The organism is Streptomyces sp. NPDC001515 (assembly GCF_053597115.1).
Map to the genome: position 1 here is coordinate 63,405 of NZ_JBSFHN010000024.1, position 15,442 is coordinate 78,846.

Below are 15,442 nucleotides of genomic sequence, written 5' to 3' on the forward strand. Positions count from 1 at the left end.
CGACCGCCCGGCCGGTCCGGACGCGCTCCGTCGCCGCCCCGTGGCGTTTTGTCCACCGCGACCCGGCCACCAGGGCGATCTGTGACCGTAATCACCGCCCAGCGGCCAGCTCCGATTTAAGGTCATGCGCGGCGCGGGGATAACCTGCGAGATGGACATGCCGCGTATTCGGTCACCGTATGCGCCTCTCTGGTGACAGTGCAGTCACGATGCCCCTCGCGGCACGCCCACGCAGAAAACCAACCGCGAGACCATTTGACAAGGGACGGACGCGCGTGGACCTGTTCGAGTACCAGGCGAGGGACCTCTTCGCCAAGCACGGTGTACCGGTGCTGGCCGGTGAAGTCATCGACACGCCTGAGGCGGCCCGCGAGGCGACCGAGCGGCTGGGCGGCAAGTCTGTCGTCAAGGCGCAGGTGAAGGTCGGCGGCCGCGGCAAGGCCGGCGGCGTGAAGCTCGCCGCCGACCCCGACGAGGCGGTCGCGCGGGCGACCGACATCCTCGGCATGGACATCAAGGGCCACACGGTCCACAAGGTGATGATCGCCGAGCTGTCCCCGGAGATCGAGGCGGAGTACTACGTCTCGTACCTCCTCGACCGCACCAACCGCACCTTCCTGGCCATGGCCTCCGTGCAGGGCGGCATGGACATCGAGGAGGTCGCGGAGAAGACCCCCGAGGCCCTCGCGAAGGTCCCGGTCAACGCCGTCGACGGCGTCACGATCGAGAAGGCCCGCGAGATCGTCGCCCAGGCCAGCTTCCCGGCCGAGGTGGCCGAGAAGGTCGCCGAGGTCCTGGTGACGCTGTGGGACACCTTCGTCGCCGAGGACGCCCTCCTCGTCGAGGTCAACCCGCTGGTCAAGACCAAGGACGGCCGCATCCTGGCCCTGGACGGCAAGGTGTCTCTCGACGAGAACGCCGACTTCCGCCAGCCGGGCCACGAGGAGCTCGAGGACAAGGCCGCGGCCAACCCGCTCGAGGCCGCGGCCAAGGCCAAGAACCTCAACTACGTCAAGCTGGACGGCGAGGTCGGCATCATCGGCAACGGCGCCGGCCTGGTCATGTCGACCCTGGACGTCGTCGCGTACGCCGGTGAGAACCACAGCAACGTGAAGCCCGCCAACTTCCTCGACATCGGTGGCGGCGCCTCCGCCGAGGTCATGGCGAACGGCCTGGAGATCATCCTCGGCGACCCGGACGTCAAGTCCGTGTTCGTCAACGTCTTCGGTGGCATCACGGCCTGCGACGAGGTCGCCAACGGCATCGTCCAGGCCCTCGAACTGCTCAAGTCCAAGGGCGAGGCGGTCACCAAGCCGCTCGTCGTGCGCCTTGACGGCAACAACGCGGAGCTGGGTCGCAAGATCCTCTCCGACGCCAACCACCCGCTGGTCCAGCGCGTGGACACCATGGACGGCGCGGCCGACAAGGCCGCCGAGCTCGCCGCGGCCGCGAAGTAAGGAAGAGGGACTCAGACCACCATGGCTATCTTCCTCACCAAGGACAGCAAGGTCATCGTCCAGGGGATGACCGGCGCGACGGGCATGAAGCACACCAAGCTCATGCTCGGCGACGGCACCAACATCGTCGGTGGCGTGAACCCCCGCAAGGCCGGCACGTCCGTCGACTTCGACGGCACCGAGGTACCGGTGTTCGGCAGCGTCAAGGAAGCGATGGAGAAGACGGGCGCCGACGTGTCGGTCCTCTTCGTCCCGCCGGCCTTCTCGAAGGCCGCCGTCATCGAGGCGATCGACGCCGAGATCCCGCTCGCCGTCGTGATCACCGAGGGCATCGCCGTCCACGACTCGGCCGCCTTCTGGGCGTACGCCTCGTCGAAGGGCAACAAGACCCGGATCATCGGTCCGAACTGCCCCGGCCTGATCACCCCCGGTCAGTCCAACGCCGGCATCATCCCGGGCGACATCACCAAGCCCGGCCGCATCGGTCTCGTGTCCAAGTCCGGCACGCTGACCTACCAGATGATGTACGAGCTGCGCGACATCGGCTTCTCCTCCGCCGTCGGCATCGGTGGCGACCCCGTCATCGGTACGACGCACATCGACGCCCTCGCGGCGTTCGAGGCCGACCCCGAGACCGACCTGATCGTCATGATCGGCGAGATCGGTGGCGACGCCGAGGAGCGCGCGGCCGACTTCATCAAGGCCAACGTGACCAAGCCGGTCGTCGGTTACGTCGCGGGCTTCACCGCCCCCGAGGGCAAGACCATGGGCCACGCGGGCGCCATCGTCTCCGGTTCCTCCGGCACCGCCCAGGCGAAGAAGGAGGCCCTTGAGGCCGCCGGCGTGAAGGTCGGCAAGACGCCGACCGAGACCGCCAAGCTCGCGCGCGAGATCCTCGGCGCCTGAGGCACCGCGCACGGACGCCCGAGGCGTCACCGCACAGCAGACGCGGGCCCGCACCCCCGGCAGGGGATGCGGGCCCGCGTCTGTGTCGGCGCCGGACGCGGGGCGCCGGACTCAGTCGGCCCGGGGCACCAGCCGGGCCGGACCGTGGACGAGTTCCTCGCCGAGCCTCTTGCGCAGCTTCTCGTCCTGCGGGGTCAGCTTCTGGGGACCGCCGAGCGGCGGCACCCCCTCCACCTTCTGCGGGGGCGACTCCGGCGTCTCGTACCGGCGCGGCGCCGTGGCCAGGGTGACCAGGGTCAGCCCGATGATCAGCACGGTGAACGCGACCGCCGCCCGGGTCCACAGCTCGGCCTTGCGCTCGCCGCCGGTGCGGATGAGTTCCGGCAGCGGCAGCGGGGAGGCCGGCTGGGTGAGGGCGAGGTCGCCGAGCCGTTCGCGGATCAGCGCGGACTGCTCGTCCGGCTCTTCGGGCCCGTCCAGCCCGGGCACCCGCTCCGCGACGGCCGCCCGCGCGGTCATCAGCCGCCCGGCGGCGGCCGGGGTGCTCGCCTCGGTCTCCGCCGCCGTCTCCGGAAGCCCCAGCCCGACCCCGTCGTGCAGCAGCAGGGTGCGGCGGTACGCGGGCGGCAGCGACAGCAGCGCGTCGAGCATCGCGCGCGGACCGGGAGCCTCGGGCGGCGGATCGGGATGCCGGTGCTCGCGCCGCAGCTGATGCCACGGCGACAGCGCGTGCTCGTAGGCGGCGGCCCGGACCCACCCCACCGGATCGCGGTCCACGGCCACCTCCGGCCAGCGGTCCCACGCCACCTCGAAGGCTTTGCCGACCGCTTCCCGGGAGAGGGCGAGGCGGCCCGTCAGCAGATAGACCTGCCGGAAGATCGCGGGGGCGGCATGCCGGTACAGCGCGTCGAACGCCTCGGCGGGCGAGGTCCCTTCCCCGGTCGCCTGCTCCCCGGTCGCCTCCTTGTCGGCGACCGGCCCGGCCCCGTCCGGTGACGCCGCTTCAGGGGCCCCATCGGCCACCGCGGTCTCGCCGGCCGACGTCCCGACCGGCACCTCGGCCGACTCCGCGGCAGACGTCGTGGCCGACACCCCGACCGGCACCTCGGCAGGCGCCACGACCGACTGCGCCTTCTCCACCGTGGTCTTCGGCGGGGTGTTCGGGCGTGCCGGCTTGACGGAAGAGGGGCCCGGAGTGGACGTCGCGGGGGCGGTGCCGAGGAGGCGTGCGTACGCCTCGCGCTTGCGGCCGCGCGGGCTCGTACGGCCGGTCTCCCAGGCCCGGACGGTGGCCCGGGTGACCCCCATCGCCGCCGCGACCTGCTCCTCACTCAGCGATTTGGCCTCCCGCAGCCTGCGCCGTTCCTTCGGGGACGGAAGCGGCGCGGGCTCGGTCGTGCCGGTCGTGCTCTGCGTCATGAGGGTCCCCCGCACCACCTGCACCGGGTGAAAAAGTACATAAACGTATATTGGGCGACACCACGGCTCTTCGCCCGTTACACGGTTTGGGCGCGTGTCGTTGGGAGCATGACCGCGTGACCCAAATGACCGAACGCGGACCGTCGTTCCCGGCCGAGCGGGGCGGCCCCGCCGTCCTGGTCCTGGCCCTGGTGCGCGGCGTGCTCGCGGCGGGGCTCGGACTGGGCTGCGTCGCGGTGCTCGTCGTGGTGCTGTGGATCAGCTCCCCGGACCCCGGCAGCGGACCCGGCGAGGCCCTCCACGCGGCGGCCGGCCTCTGGCTGCTGGCGCACGGGGCGGAACTGGTCCGGACCGAGACCCTGACCGGCACCCCGGCTCCCGTCGGTGTCGTCCCGTTGCTGCTCACCGTCGTGCCGCTCTGGCTGCTGCACCGGGCCGCGCGCGGGGTGTGCGAACCCGAGGAGGAGGGCGAGGCGCCCTCGGCCGGTGCCGCGTTCGCGCTGGTGACGGCCGGATATCTGCTGGTCGGCGGGGTGGTCGCGCTCTACGCCCGGGGCGCCTCGCTCTCCGCCCGGCCGCTGACCCTGCTCTTCCCCGGGGCGTTCGTGGTGGCGGGCGCCGCCGCGTCCGGCGTGTGGCGGGCGGCGGGCCGCCCGCTCGGGCCGCCGCCCTCCTGGGCCCCGGTACGGCTGCACGAGGCGATGGCCCGCACCCGGTTCGTCCGGCGCGTGCGGGCGGCCGGGCGGTCGGCGGCGGCCGGGACCGCCGTCCTCGTGGGCGGGGGCGCGTTGGTCGTCGCCGTGTCCTTGGCCTGGCACGGCGCCCCGGTCGAGGCGTCCTTCCTCGGGCTCTCCGACGACTGGGCCGGGCGGTTCGCGGTGCTCCTGCTGGCGCTGTCGCTGGTGCCGAACGCGGCGGTGTGGGGCGCGGCCTACGGTCTGGGCCCGGGATTCGCCCTCGGTACGGGGGCCACGGTCACCCCGCTCGCCTTCACCGGCACCCCGTCGCTCCCGGACTTCCCGCTGCTGGCGGCGCTGCCCGCGCCGGGGCCGGGGACGTTCCCGAACTGGGCGGCGGCCGGGGTGCCCCTCGCGGCGGCGTTGACCGTCGCCTGGTTCACGGTCCGCAGGGCGGCCCCTGCCCACGGGGCGCGCGAGGAGGCGTGGGGCCCCTGGGACACCGCGCTCACCGCCGCGCTGGGGGCGGGCGGATGCGCGGTGGGCGCGGCGCTCCTGGCGGCGGCGGCCGGCGGACCGCTGGGCGTCAGGGCGCTCGCGGTGTTCGGCCCCGTGTGGTGGGCCACCGGGGCCGCCGCCCTGGCCTGGACCCTGATGGTCTCCGTACCGGCGGCCCTGCTGCTGAGGGCCTGGCGGCTGCGCGGCCGCGACCCGTACGCGGAGGACGGCGACGACCTGGACGCGGAGGAGAGCGGGGCCCCCGCCCCCGCCACCGCCCCCGTCCCCGCTGCGGCGGACGTCGCGGCGGACGGCCCGGCGGAGGACCGTGCGGCCCCGCGCCGGTGGTGGTCGTGGCGTGGCCGCCGTACGGGCGGACCGGAGGCGGAAGGAGACGGGGACGCCGCCTCCGTGCCGGTGCCCCGCCCGGCCCCCGCGACGGCCCGGGGCGAGGCGGACGACGACGTCGCCGTGTACGACTTCCTGCCGGTCGACCCCTGGCACGCGCGGACGCGACCGCCCGAACCGCGCCCGGAGGAACGCCCGGCGCCCGCCGCGGCGGGCGACGAGCCGCCGGGCGGGACCGGCTCTAGTTCTTGACGCCGAAGAAGGGTTCCAGCGGCTTCGGCAGCAGATCGTTGCAGGAGAGCTGGCCCGACTTGGTGAGGGAGTCGTTCACACAGGTGTAGTAGTCGCGGTAGACCAGCTGCACGGTGAACGTCGTCGCGACGATCGCCAGCGCGACCACCGCCGTCACCAGACCGGTGACCGCGGCCGTCGTCTGCTGCCGGCTGCCGCGCTGGGCGTACGCGCCGGGCGGCGGGCCGGGCACGGCCGTGCCCGGGGCCGGGGGAGCGGCCGGCGCGGCGGGTGCCGGGCCGGTGGCGGTGCCGGGGGCGGCCGGTTCCTTGGGGCGGCCACGCAGCGCGCTGACCGACCAGTACGCGGCGAGCGCCCCGAGCAGCAGGGCGATCTCCGGGAAGTCGAAGAGGGCGAAGAAGAAGGCCCACATGCCGGAGAGCAGGGAGTAACGGGCACGGCGCTGGACCGGGTCCGTCGGGTCCCAGCGCATTCCGCCACCGGGGGAGCCCTCCGGACCGCCCTGGCCGTTCGGCCCGCCGGGCCCGGTCGGCCGTCCGCCGAAGGTGCCGTTCTGGCGCCCCGGCTGGCGGCTGCTCCACTGGCTGCCCCAGACCGGCCGGTCGTCCGACGACCCGCCCTCGGGCGCGTCCCCGTCGCCGCCCTCGCCCCGGGAGCCGCCCGCCGGACGGCGAGGCCGCCACGGCTGGTCCGGGCGGTCCTCCGGCGGCGGCGCGAAGGGGTTGTCGTCGTCCCGCCCCGAACCGGACGAGCCGCCCGACTCCCCCGGGGAGGGCGAAGACGACGAAGAGGAAGAGGAGCCCGATGCGGAGGGCCGGCCCTCCCGCATCAGCAGTGGGGCCCGCTCGGACAGCGGCAGGCGGAAGGAGGTGCGGCGTCGGTCCGGCATGTGGTGAACGTCTTCCCCATCTCGTCATGTCCGCCCGGCGGACGGTTCACTGTCCCCGACGCTACCTCCCTGCGAGGAGGGGCCGGAAGCGGGGCGTACCGGCACGGTGGCCGAGAGCCGACGCCCGGCCGCACCGGCCGCGCTCACCCCGTCAGACGGGGCCCCGCCGAGGTGCCGGTATCGTTGCTGACGGTCGGACCGTTCGTAGAGTTCCCCGTATCGGGGGGCCCGATTCTTTCGTACGACCGTACAAACAGCATGGCCGCCGTGCCGATGCGCCCGCGACGCGGCGGGCGGTGCGGCCGCTTCGAACCGCTCCACACGCGAGAAAGGGCCCAGCCGTGGCCTCCCCGCTCTCCTCCGCCGGACCGGCCCGACTGGTGGTCCTGGTCTCCGGTTCCGGTACGAACCTTCAGGCGCTGCTCGACGCGATCGGCGACGACCCCGAGGGCTACGGCGCCCGGGTCGTCGCGGTCGGCGCCGACCGCGACGGCATCGCCGGCCTGGAACGCGCCGAGCGGGCCGGGATCCCCACCTTCGTGTGCCGGGTCAAGGACCACGCCACGCGTGAGGAGTGGGACGCCGCGCTGGCCGCCGCGACCGCCGCGCACCGGCCGGACCTCGTCGTCTCGGCGGGCTTCATGAAGATCGTGGGCAAGGCGTTCCTGGCCGGGTTCGGCGGCCGGTTCATCAACACCCATCCCGCCCTGCTCCCCAGCTTTCCCGGTGCCCACGGGGTGCGCGACGCGCTCGCGTACGGCGTGAAGGTCACCGGGTGCACCGTCCACTTCGTCGACGACGGCGTCGACACCGGTCCGATCATCGCGCAGGGCGTGGTCGAGGTGACCGAAGAGGACACCCCGGAGGGCGAAGCGGCTCTCCACGAACGCATCAAGGAAGTCGAGCGCAAGCTGCTCGTCGAGGCCGTGGGGCGGCTCGCCCGTGACGGCTATCGCATTGAGGGACGAAAGGTTCATCTCGATCATGTCGGTGAATAAGCCCATCCGCCGCGCCCTGGTCAGCGTCTACGACAAGACGGGGCTCGAAGACCTCGCACGCGGTCTGCACGAGGCGGGTGTCGAGCTGGTCTCCACCGGCTCCACCGCCGGGAAGATCGCCGCCGCCGGAGTGCCCGTCACCAAGGTCGAGGAGCTGACCGGCTTCCCCGAGTGCCTGGACGGCCGCGTCAAGACGCTGCACCCGCGCGTCCACGCCGGCATCCTGGCCGACCTCCGCCTGGACAGCCACCGCGAGCAGCTGGCCGAGCTGGGGGTGGAGCCCTTCGACCTGGTGGTCGTCAACCTCTACCCGTTCAAGGAGACCGTCGCCTCCGGCGCCTCGGACGACGACTGCGTCGAGCAGATCGACATCGGCGGCCCGTCCATGGTCCGCGCCGCGGCGAAGAACCACCCCTCGGTCGCCGTCGTCACCAGCCCCGAGCGGTACGCCGACGTGCTGGCCGCCGTCAGGGCGGGCGGCTTCGACCTGACGGCCCGCAAGCGGCTCGCCGCCGAGGCGTTCCGGCACACCGCCGAGTACGACGTGGCCGTCGCCTCCTGGTTCGCCGACGGGTACGCCGCCGCCGACGACTCCGGCTTCCCGGAGTTCCTCGGCGACACCTTCCGGCGCAAGAACGTCCTGCGCTACGGCGAGAACCCGCACCAGCCCGCCGCGCTCTACTCCTACGCCGAGGGCGGTCTCGCCGAGGCCGAGCAGCTGCACGGCAAGGAGATGTCCTTCAACAACTACACGGACACCGACGCCGCCCGCCGCGCCGCCTACGACCACGCCGAGCCGTGCGTGGCGATCATCAAGCACGCCAACCCGTGCGGCATCGCGGTCGCGGACGATGTCGCGACCGCCCACCGCAAGGCCCACGCCTGCGACCCGCTCTCCGCCTTCGGCGGCGTGATCGCCGTCAACCGGCCGGTGACCGTGGCCATGGCCGAGCAGGTCGCGGAGATCTTCACCGAGGTCATCGTCGCCCCGGACTACGAGGACGGCGCCGTCGAGGTGCTGGCCCGCAAGAAGAACATCCGCGTGCTGCGCTGCCCCGACGTCCCGACCCGGGCGTACGAGGTGAAGCCGGTCGACGGCGGCGCGCTGCTCCAGGTGACCGACCGCCTCCAGGCCGAGGGCGACGACCCGGCCAACTGGACGCTGGCCACCGGCGACGCGCTCTCCGCCGAGGAGCTGGCGGAGCTGTCCTTCGCCTGGAAGGCGTGCCGCGCGGTCAAGTCCAACGCGATCCTGCTCGCCAAGGACGGCGCCTCGGTCGGCGTCGGCATGGGCCAGGTCAACCGCGTCGACTCCGCGAAGCTCGCCGTCGAGCGCGCGGGCGAGGAGCGGGCGCGCGGCGCGTACGCCGCGTCCGACGCGTTCTTCCCGTTCCCCGACGGGCTGGAGATCCTGACCGCGGCCGGCGTCAAGGCCGTCGTGCAGCCCGGCGGTTCGGTCCGCGACGAGCTGGTGGTCGAGGCCGCGAAGAAGGCCGGCGTGACGATGTACTTCACGGGCACGCGGCACTTCTTCCACTGACACCGATCCGCACCCGGACCACGGCAAAGGGCCGGTCTCCCCGAACTCGCTTCGGGGGACCGGCCCTTCGCCGTGCGCGCGGAGCGCGTTACTTCTTGATCACCAGGGTGTTGGCGGCCTTGTCGTGCCAGCCGCGCAGCTGTCCGGTGTTGTCGAAGAACGGCGAGATCACGATCAGGATGTAGCCCAGGAAGCAGGTGATGTACCCGAGGCCGATCGGGAAGCCCCAGCGGACCAGCGCCGGACCGAAGGTCGGCTTCTGGCCGGTGCGGGAGTTGACGATCCGCATGCCGAGGATCATCTTGCCGGGCGTGGAGCCCATGGTGCTGACGAAGATGACGTCGTAGAAGATGAACGTCAGGGCCGAGACGAGCAGGGAACCGATCATGGATCCCAGGGCCAGGCCCGCGCTCGCGCTGTCGCCGTCGTCCGCGCTCATGCCGGCGAACGCGGCACCGAAGATGATCATGTTCAGCACGATCACCACGATGTACGCGAAGATCATGTCGAGCAGACGGGCGCCGAAGCGGGCGCCGTACGTGCCGACTTCGACCATGCCCAGACCGGGCACGTTCGCGTAGCCCTCGGGGGCCGGGGCGCCGGGCTGGTTCGGGTACTGCGGGCCGCCGTACGGAGGCATCCCCGGCTGCTGCGGGTAGCCGTAACCGGGCTGGCCCTGCGGCGGCACGCCCTGGGGCGCCTGCTGCGGGTAGCCGTACCCCGGCTGTCCCTGGGGCGGCTGGCCGGGCTGCTGGCCGTAGGGGTTGTTCGGGTTCGGGTCGCCGAAGCTCATCTGGCGCTTTCCTCCAACGGACGTACGGGGACGAATGCGGCCGCGCGGAGGAAAGAAAACATCAGCGGTCCGCCCCCCGGGTACTACTGCGGCACTGCGGCCTTCATCGTTATAAGCGCACCATAAGTTTGTCCAGTCGCGCGGTCGAGAAGTTGTGCAAGTGCAACCTTGCGTCCACGCCCCGGACCTGGGATTGGTCCCTGGGAGGGGTCATCCGCGAGTATGGGGACATGACTGCCCAGATTCTCGATGGCAAGGCCACCGCAGCCGCGATCAAGTCCGATCTCACCGTCCGCGTGGCGGCCCTCAAGGCCCGGGGCGTCAACCCCGGCCTGGGAACCCTGCTCGTCGGGGACGACCCCGGCAGCCGTTGGTACGTGAACGGCAAGCACAAGGACTGCGCCCAGGTCGGCATCGGCTCCATCCAGCGCGAACTGCCGGACACCGCCACGCAGGAGGAGATCGAGGCGGTCGTCCGCGAGCTCAACGACGACCCCTCCTGCACCGGTTACATCGTGCAGCTCCCGCTCCCCAAGGGCATCGACACCAACCGCGTCCTGGAGCTGATGGACCCGGCCAAGGACGCCGACGGGCTGCACCCGATGAACCTGGGCCGTCTGGTGCTGGGCGAGCAGGGCCCGCTGCCCTGCACCCCGCAGGGCGTCGTCCAGCTGCTCCGCCACCACGGCGTCGAGATCAACGGCGCGAACGTGGTGGTCGTGGGGCGTGGCGTCACCATCGGCCGGCCGATGCCGCTGCTGCTCACCCGCAGGTCCGAGAACGCCACGGTGACCCAGTGCCACACCGGCACCCGGGACCTCTCCGCCCATCTGCGCCAGGCGGACATCATCGTCGCCGCCGCGGGGGTGCCGCACATCATCAAGCCCGAGGACGTGAAGCCGGGCGCGGCCGTGCTGGACGTCGGCGTCAGCCGCGACGAGAACGGCAAGATCGTCGGTGACGTCCACCCGGGCGTGGCCGAGGTCGCCGCCTGGATCTCGCCGAACCCGGGCGGCGTCGGCCCGATGACCCGCGCCCAGCTGCTCGTCAACGTGGTCGAGGCGGCCGAGCGCGACGCAGCGGCGCTCTGAGCCCGCCGAACGGATCCGGAGGCAAACCCCATGGGTTCTGGTACGAGCCCGGCCGCACGGCGGTCCAGGCGCTTCCCCTCGTTCACCCGGGACACCGCCCGTCCCGAGGGCGGCGGTCGGGCGGCGGCCGGGGACGCCCCGGCGCCCGCCCGCCAGTGGCCGCTGCTCGCCGTGCTCTGCACGGCCGGGGCGGGGCTGCTGATCGTGGCCGTCGACGCCTTCGAGGAGGCGTTCCGGATCGGCACGATCCTGATCGGGGTGGCCCTCATCGGGGGCGCGGTGCTGCGGCTCGTGGTGCCCTCGGTGGGCATGCTGGCGGTGCGTTCGCGCTTCACCGACCTGGTGACGTACGGGCTGCTCGGCGTCCTCATCGTGATGCTGGCGCTCGTGGCGCAGCCCAAGCCCTGGCTGGACGTGCCGATCCTTGAGGACGCGGTCCACTTCACGATCCGCTGAGGCGGCCCGTACCCCGCCCGGAACGGTGTCCGTCCCCTCCCCCGAGGAGGGACGGACACCGCAGGGGCCGGGACACCGGGTGACACACCCCGAAAAGGCGGTGTGAGCTGCTGTGCCCCGTCCGGCTTCCAGCCTTGTTGACGGGGATCACGGGTTCAAGGCGCGGCCGGGGCCTGTGGCACGGAAGTGACCATTCCGCCACGGTGTGATCGCCCGGCAACGGTGGCAGACTGAACCGGTCGGTAACGGCGGGGGCGTACGGGAGTGCGCCCGGCCGTCGTGTGTGCCACCGTGCGCCCCTTCCCCAGGAACTGCCGGTCCGCGTTCGCGCATCTCCCTGGGTGGCCCGGAACGAGGACCAGCGGTCCGGGCCGGGGGCGGAACCGTGCGGCACCGGCCGGCGGACCGGGCCGGCGGGCGCACGGCGCCACGCGGCAGACCACGGCACAGGCGAGCGGGACGTAGGGGGATGGAATGCCTCGTTGGAAGGCACTGCCGGATGAGCTCGATCCGCAGGTCCGGGAGTTCACCGGGCAACTGCGCCGACTCGTCGACCGCAGCGGTCTGGGCATCGCCGCGCTGGCCGACCGCACCGGCTACAGCAAGACCTCCTGGGAGCGGTATCTGAACGGGCGGCTGCTCGCCCCCCGAGGCGCGATCGTCAAGCTGGCCGAGGTGACCGGCACCGACCAGGGCCATCTGAACACCATGTGGGAACTGGCCGAACGGGCCTGGAGCCGGGCCGAGATGCGCCACGACATGACCATGGAGGCCATCCGGATCGCCCAGGCGCGGGCCGCCCTCGACGAGGCCGCCGGCCCGCGCGGCCACGGCCGCAGCCGCCCCCCGGGGAACCAGGGCCGCCCCGGCACCGCCACCGGGCCCCGCACACCCTCCGTACCGGTCCAGCGCGGCGCGTACCCGCGCGTGCCGCAGCAGCCGCAGGCCGGACCGGACTCCGCCCCCGGGCACGGGCTGCCGCCCGCCGTGGCCTACGCGGCCGGCCTCGGGACCCCGCCGCCGGCCGCCCGCCCCGCGCGCCGCCGGCCCGCCGTGATCGCGGCGGCCGTCGTGGGGGCCCTGCTCGTGGTCACCGGGGCGGCGCTGCTGCTCGTCCCCGGCGACGACCCGGACACGGCGGAGGCGGCGGCCACCGGGTCCCCGGCCGCCCCCGCGACGAGCGCCGCGCGCCTGCCCGCCGGCGTCGAGTGCAGCGGCTCCGCCTGCGCGGGCGAGGACCCCGAGCGGATGGGCTGCGGCGGCGAGCACGCCCGTACGCTCTCCACCGCCACGGTCGGCAGCCGGCTCATCGAGGTGCGCTACAGCGAGCCCTGCGGGGCGGCCTGGGCCCGGATCACCCAGGGCGCACCCGGTGACACCGTCGAGATCACCGCCGGCGCGAAGGGGCAGAAGGGCGCGGTGGACACGGCGGCGGAGGTGTACACACCGATGGTGGCCGCGAAGCGGCCCGCCGATGTGCGGGCCTGCGCCACGCTCGCCACGGGCACCCGGGGATGCACCTCCGAGGCCGCCCGCTGACACGGCACGGGCGCCGGGCGCCGGACTCCGTATGAGCGGTGTGTGACCGTGTGTGCGCGGTGCCACAGGGGGCCGGGCGGCCGAGGGGTTCCGGGTCGGATAGCCTGGCGGGCGGATATCTCTTCACATCAAGATTCAGGGATGTCCCGCACCAGGGGCCAGGAGCCCCCACCGCCAGCTGTCTAACGGAGATCGCCATGACCCGCACTCCCGTGAATGTCACCGTGACCGGCGCGGCCGGCCAGATCGGTTACGCGCTGCTCTTCCGCATCGCCTCCGGCCACCTGCTCGGCCCGGACGTGCCGGTCAACCTGCGTCTCCTGGAGATCCCGCAGGGCCTGAAGGCCGCCGAGGGCACCGCGATGGAGCTCGACGACTGCGCGTTCCCGCTGCTGCGCAACATCGAGATCACCGACGACGCCAACGTCGGCTTCGCCGGTGCGAACGTCGCCCTCCTCGTCGGCGCCCGCCCGCGCACCAAGGGCATGGAGCGCGGCGACCTGCTCTCCGCCAACGGCGGCATCTTCAAGCCGCAGGGCAAGGCGATCAACGACAACGCCGCGGACGACATCAAGGTCCTCGTCGTCGGCAACCCGGCCAACACCAACGCGCTCATCGCGCAGGCCGCCGCCCCGGACGTCCCGGCCGAGCGCTTCACCGCGATGACCCGCCTGGACCACAACCGCGCGATCTCGCAGCTGGCCGCCAAGACCGGTGCCGCCGTCTCCGACATCAAGAAGCTGACGATCTGGGGCAACCACTCGGCCACCCAGTACCCGGACATCTTCCACGCCGAGGTCGCCGGCAAGAACGCCGCCGAGCTGGTCAACGACGAGGCGTGGCTGGCCGACTCGTTCATCCCGACCGTCGCCAAGCGCGGCGCCGCGATCATCGAGGCCCGTGGCGCCTCCTCGGCCGCCTCCGCCGCCAACGCCGCCATCGACCACGTGTACACCTGGGTCAACGGCACCGCCGAGGGCGACTGGACCTCCATGGGCATTCCGTCGGACGGCTCCTACGGCGTCCCCGAGGGCATCATCTCGTCCTTCCCGGTCACCACCGAGAACGGCACGTACAAGATCGTCCAGGGCCTGGACATCAACGAGTTCTCCCGTGCGCGCATCGACGCCTCGGTCAAGGAGCTCACCGAGGAGCGCGACGCGGTCCGCGAGCTCGGCCTGATCTGATCCACCGCCCGCGCCCCGCGCGGGCACGCAGCACGCCCCCGGCAGCGGTCCGCTGCCGGGGGCGTGCTGCGTGCCCGGTCCGGCGGGCCGGGGCTCAGCCGTCCGCGGCCGTCCGCAGACCGGCGGCGATCCCGTCCAGGGCCGCCATGGTCCGGCGCTGGAGGCCGGGGCCGAAGGTGATCCGGGAGGCGCCCAGCTCCCCGAGCCGGGCCGGTGACGGGCCGTCCGGGCGGGCCAGCGCGTTGAGCGGGACCGGGACGGCGGCGGCCAGCCGGGGGACCGCCTCGGGCGGGGCCATGATCGGATAGACGCATTCGGCGCCCGCCGCCACGTACAGCAGCGCCCGCCGCACCGTCTCGGCCTCCGCGTCCACGCCCTCCGGCACGCCCGTGACGTACGTGTCCACGCGGGCGTTGACGAACAGCGCGTCCCCGGCCGCCGCGCGGACCGCCGCCAGCCGGTCCGCCTGCCGGCCCGCGTCCACGAGGACGCCGTCCACGGTGTCCTCCAGATTGCAGCCGACGGCACCGGCCGCCAGCAGCCGCTCGACCAGTTCCCCGGGCGGCAGCCCGTACCCGGCCTCCACATCGGCGGAGACCGGGACGGACACGGCCCGGGTGATCCGGGACACCGCCGCGAACATCTCGTCGGCCGGCACCGCACCGTCCGCGTACCCGAGCGAGGCGGCGACGCCCGCGCTCGGGGTGGCGAGGGCCGGGAAGCCCGCGTCGGCGAGGACCCGGGCGCTTGCCGCGTCCCACGGTCCGGGCAGGACCAGCGGATCGCCCGGGGCACGGTCCCGGTGCAGGGCGCGCAGCGCGGCGGCGCTCATCGCGGACTCCTCTCGGCGGGGCGGATCAGCGGTGGTCGCCGGGGGTGTAGTGGCCCGGGACCATACGGGTGCTCACGGCGAAGCGGTTCCAGGCGTTGATCGTGACGATCGCGCCGATCAGATGGGCCAGCTCCGCCTCGTCGAAGTGCTTGGCGGCCTTCTCGTACACCTCGTCCGGGACGAAGCCGTCGGTCAGCACGGTCACCGCCTCGGCCAGCTCGATCGCGGCGATCTCCTTCGGCGTGTAGAAGTGCCGCGACTCCTCCCAGGCGCTGAGCTGCACGATCCGCTCGATGGACTCACCGGCCGCGAGGGCGTCCTTGGTGTGCATGTCCAGGCAGAACGCGCAGTGGTTGAGCTGCGAGCAGCGGATCTTCACCAGCTCGCCCAGCACCGGATCGATGCCCCGGCGGGTGGCCGCCTCCAGGCGGGCCATCGCCTTGTAGACCTCGGGGGCGTGCTCGGTCCACGTCATGCGGGGGGTGTGCTCGGGGGTGTACTCGGAGGTCGCGTGGTGGTGCTCGTTCGTCGTCATGGCGACGACGCTACGCGGGCAGTGG

Annotated in this window: 13 protein-coding genes and 1 pseudogene; 9 read left to right on the plus strand and 5 right to left on the minus strand. The window is 73.1% G+C overall.

From position 1 onward, the window contains the following. Positions 1–275: 275 nt before the first annotated feature. Entirely contained in the window at positions 276–1,457 is a 1,182-nt protein-coding gene (gene sucC / locus ACWCXC_RS24660; RefSeq protein WP_450682852.1) for an ADP-forming succinate--CoA ligase subunit beta, read from the plus strand. A 21-nt stretch (positions 1,458–1,478) separates the two neighbouring features. Continuing rightward, positions 1,479–2,363: a succinate--CoA ligase subunit alpha gene (sucD, locus tag ACWCXC_RS24665; protein WP_450682851.1), complete on the plus strand. Its 885-nt coding sequence runs from the start codon at positions 1,479–1,481 to the stop codon at positions 2,361–2,363. Between the two features lie 111 nt (positions 2,364–2,474). On the opposite strand, the gene ACWCXC_RS24670 is transcribed toward sucD, so the two are convergent. Then, positions 2,475–3,782 carry a helix-turn-helix domain-containing protein gene (locus ACWCXC_RS24670; protein ID WP_450890555.1) on the minus strand — a complete coding sequence of 436 codons (1,308 nt, stop codon included), beginning with the start codon at positions 3,780–3,782 and terminating at the stop codon, positions 2,475–2,477. Between the two features lie 125 nt (positions 3,783–3,907). On the opposite strand from ACWCXC_RS24670, the gene ACWCXC_RS24675 reads away from it, so the two are divergent. Next, positions 3,908–5,557, plus strand: coding sequence for a cell division protein PerM (locus ACWCXC_RS24675; RefSeq protein WP_450890579.1), 1,650 nt, complete (start codon positions 3,908–3,910; stop codon positions 5,555–5,557). Here the strand turns inward: ACWCXC_RS24675 and ACWCXC_RS24680 are convergent. Next, positions 5,547–6,446, minus strand: a complete 900-nt coding sequence (locus ACWCXC_RS24680; RefSeq protein WP_450890556.1) for a hypothetical protein — start codon at positions 6,444–6,446, stop codon at positions 5,547–5,549. The genes ACWCXC_RS24675 and ACWCXC_RS24680 overlap by 11 nt on opposite strands. 341 nt (positions 6,447–6,787) lie before the next feature. Between ACWCXC_RS24680 and purN the strand changes: the two genes are divergently transcribed. After that, the gene (gene purN, locus ACWCXC_RS24685) at positions 6,788–7,444 is read left to right on the plus strand and encodes a phosphoribosylglycinamide formyltransferase (protein WP_450682848.1); all 657 of its coding nucleotides are present in this window, start codon (positions 6,788–6,790) and stop codon (positions 7,442–7,444) included. Then, positions 7,431–8,984, plus strand: coding sequence for a bifunctional phosphoribosylaminoimidazolecarboxamide formyltransferase/IMP cyclohydrolase (purH, locus tag ACWCXC_RS24690; RefSeq protein WP_450890557.1), 1,554 nt, complete (start codon positions 7,431–7,433; stop codon positions 8,982–8,984). The genes purN and purH overlap by 14 nt, the downstream gene beginning before the upstream one ends. A gap of 88 nt (positions 8,985–9,072) precedes the next feature. On the opposite strand, the gene ACWCXC_RS24695 is transcribed toward purH, so the two are convergent. After that, positions 9,073–9,777: an RDD family protein gene (locus ACWCXC_RS24695; RefSeq protein ID WP_450890558.1), complete on the minus strand. Its 705-nt coding sequence runs from the start codon at positions 9,775–9,777 to the stop codon at positions 9,073–9,075. 230 nt (positions 9,778–10,007) lie between these two features. On the opposite strand from ACWCXC_RS24695, the gene ACWCXC_RS24700 reads away from it, so the two are divergent. The 4 genes and pseudogenes from ACWCXC_RS24700 to ACWCXC_RS24715 all read left to right on the plus strand — a co-directional run bounded on the left by ACWCXC_RS24700 (position 10,008) and on the right by ACWCXC_RS24715 (position 14,050). Then, a complete protein-coding gene (locus ACWCXC_RS24700; protein WP_450682845.1) occupies positions 10,008–10,868 on the plus strand; it encodes a bifunctional methylenetetrahydrofolate dehydrogenase/methenyltetrahydrofolate cyclohydrolase in 861 nt (286 codons plus the stop codon). Beyond that, a pseudogene (locus ACWCXC_RS24705) lies at positions 10,769–11,324 on the plus strand (DUF3017 domain-containing protein). The gene ACWCXC_RS24700 and the pseudogene ACWCXC_RS24705 overlap by 100 nt, the downstream one beginning before the upstream one ends. Before the next feature lie 474 nt (positions 11,325–11,798). After that, positions 11,799–12,863, plus strand: coding sequence for a DUF2690 domain-containing protein (locus ACWCXC_RS24710; protein WP_450890559.1), 1,065 nt, complete (start codon positions 11,799–11,801; stop codon positions 12,861–12,863). Positions 12,864–13,060: 197 nt separating this feature from the next. Further along, positions 13,061–14,050, plus strand: a complete 990-nt coding sequence (locus ACWCXC_RS24715) for a malate dehydrogenase (protein ID WP_450682843.1) — start codon at positions 13,061–13,063, stop codon at positions 14,048–14,050. Between the two features lie 94 nt (positions 14,051–14,144). Here ACWCXC_RS24715 and ACWCXC_RS24720 read toward each other — a convergent pair whose 3' ends face one another. Both ACWCXC_RS24720 and ACWCXC_RS24725 read right to left on the minus strand, forming a co-directional pair. Next, the gene (locus ACWCXC_RS24720) at positions 14,145–14,882 is read right to left on the minus strand and encodes an isocitrate lyase/PEP mutase family protein (protein ID WP_450890560.1); all 738 of its coding nucleotides are present in this window, start codon (positions 14,880–14,882) and stop codon (positions 14,145–14,147) included. Positions 14,883–14,907: 25 nt separating this feature from the next. Then, a complete protein-coding gene (locus ACWCXC_RS24725; protein WP_450682841.1) occupies positions 14,908–15,417 on the minus strand; it encodes a carboxymuconolactone decarboxylase family protein in 510 nt (169 codons plus the stop codon). Between the last annotated feature and the right edge of the window lie 25 nt (positions 15,418–15,442).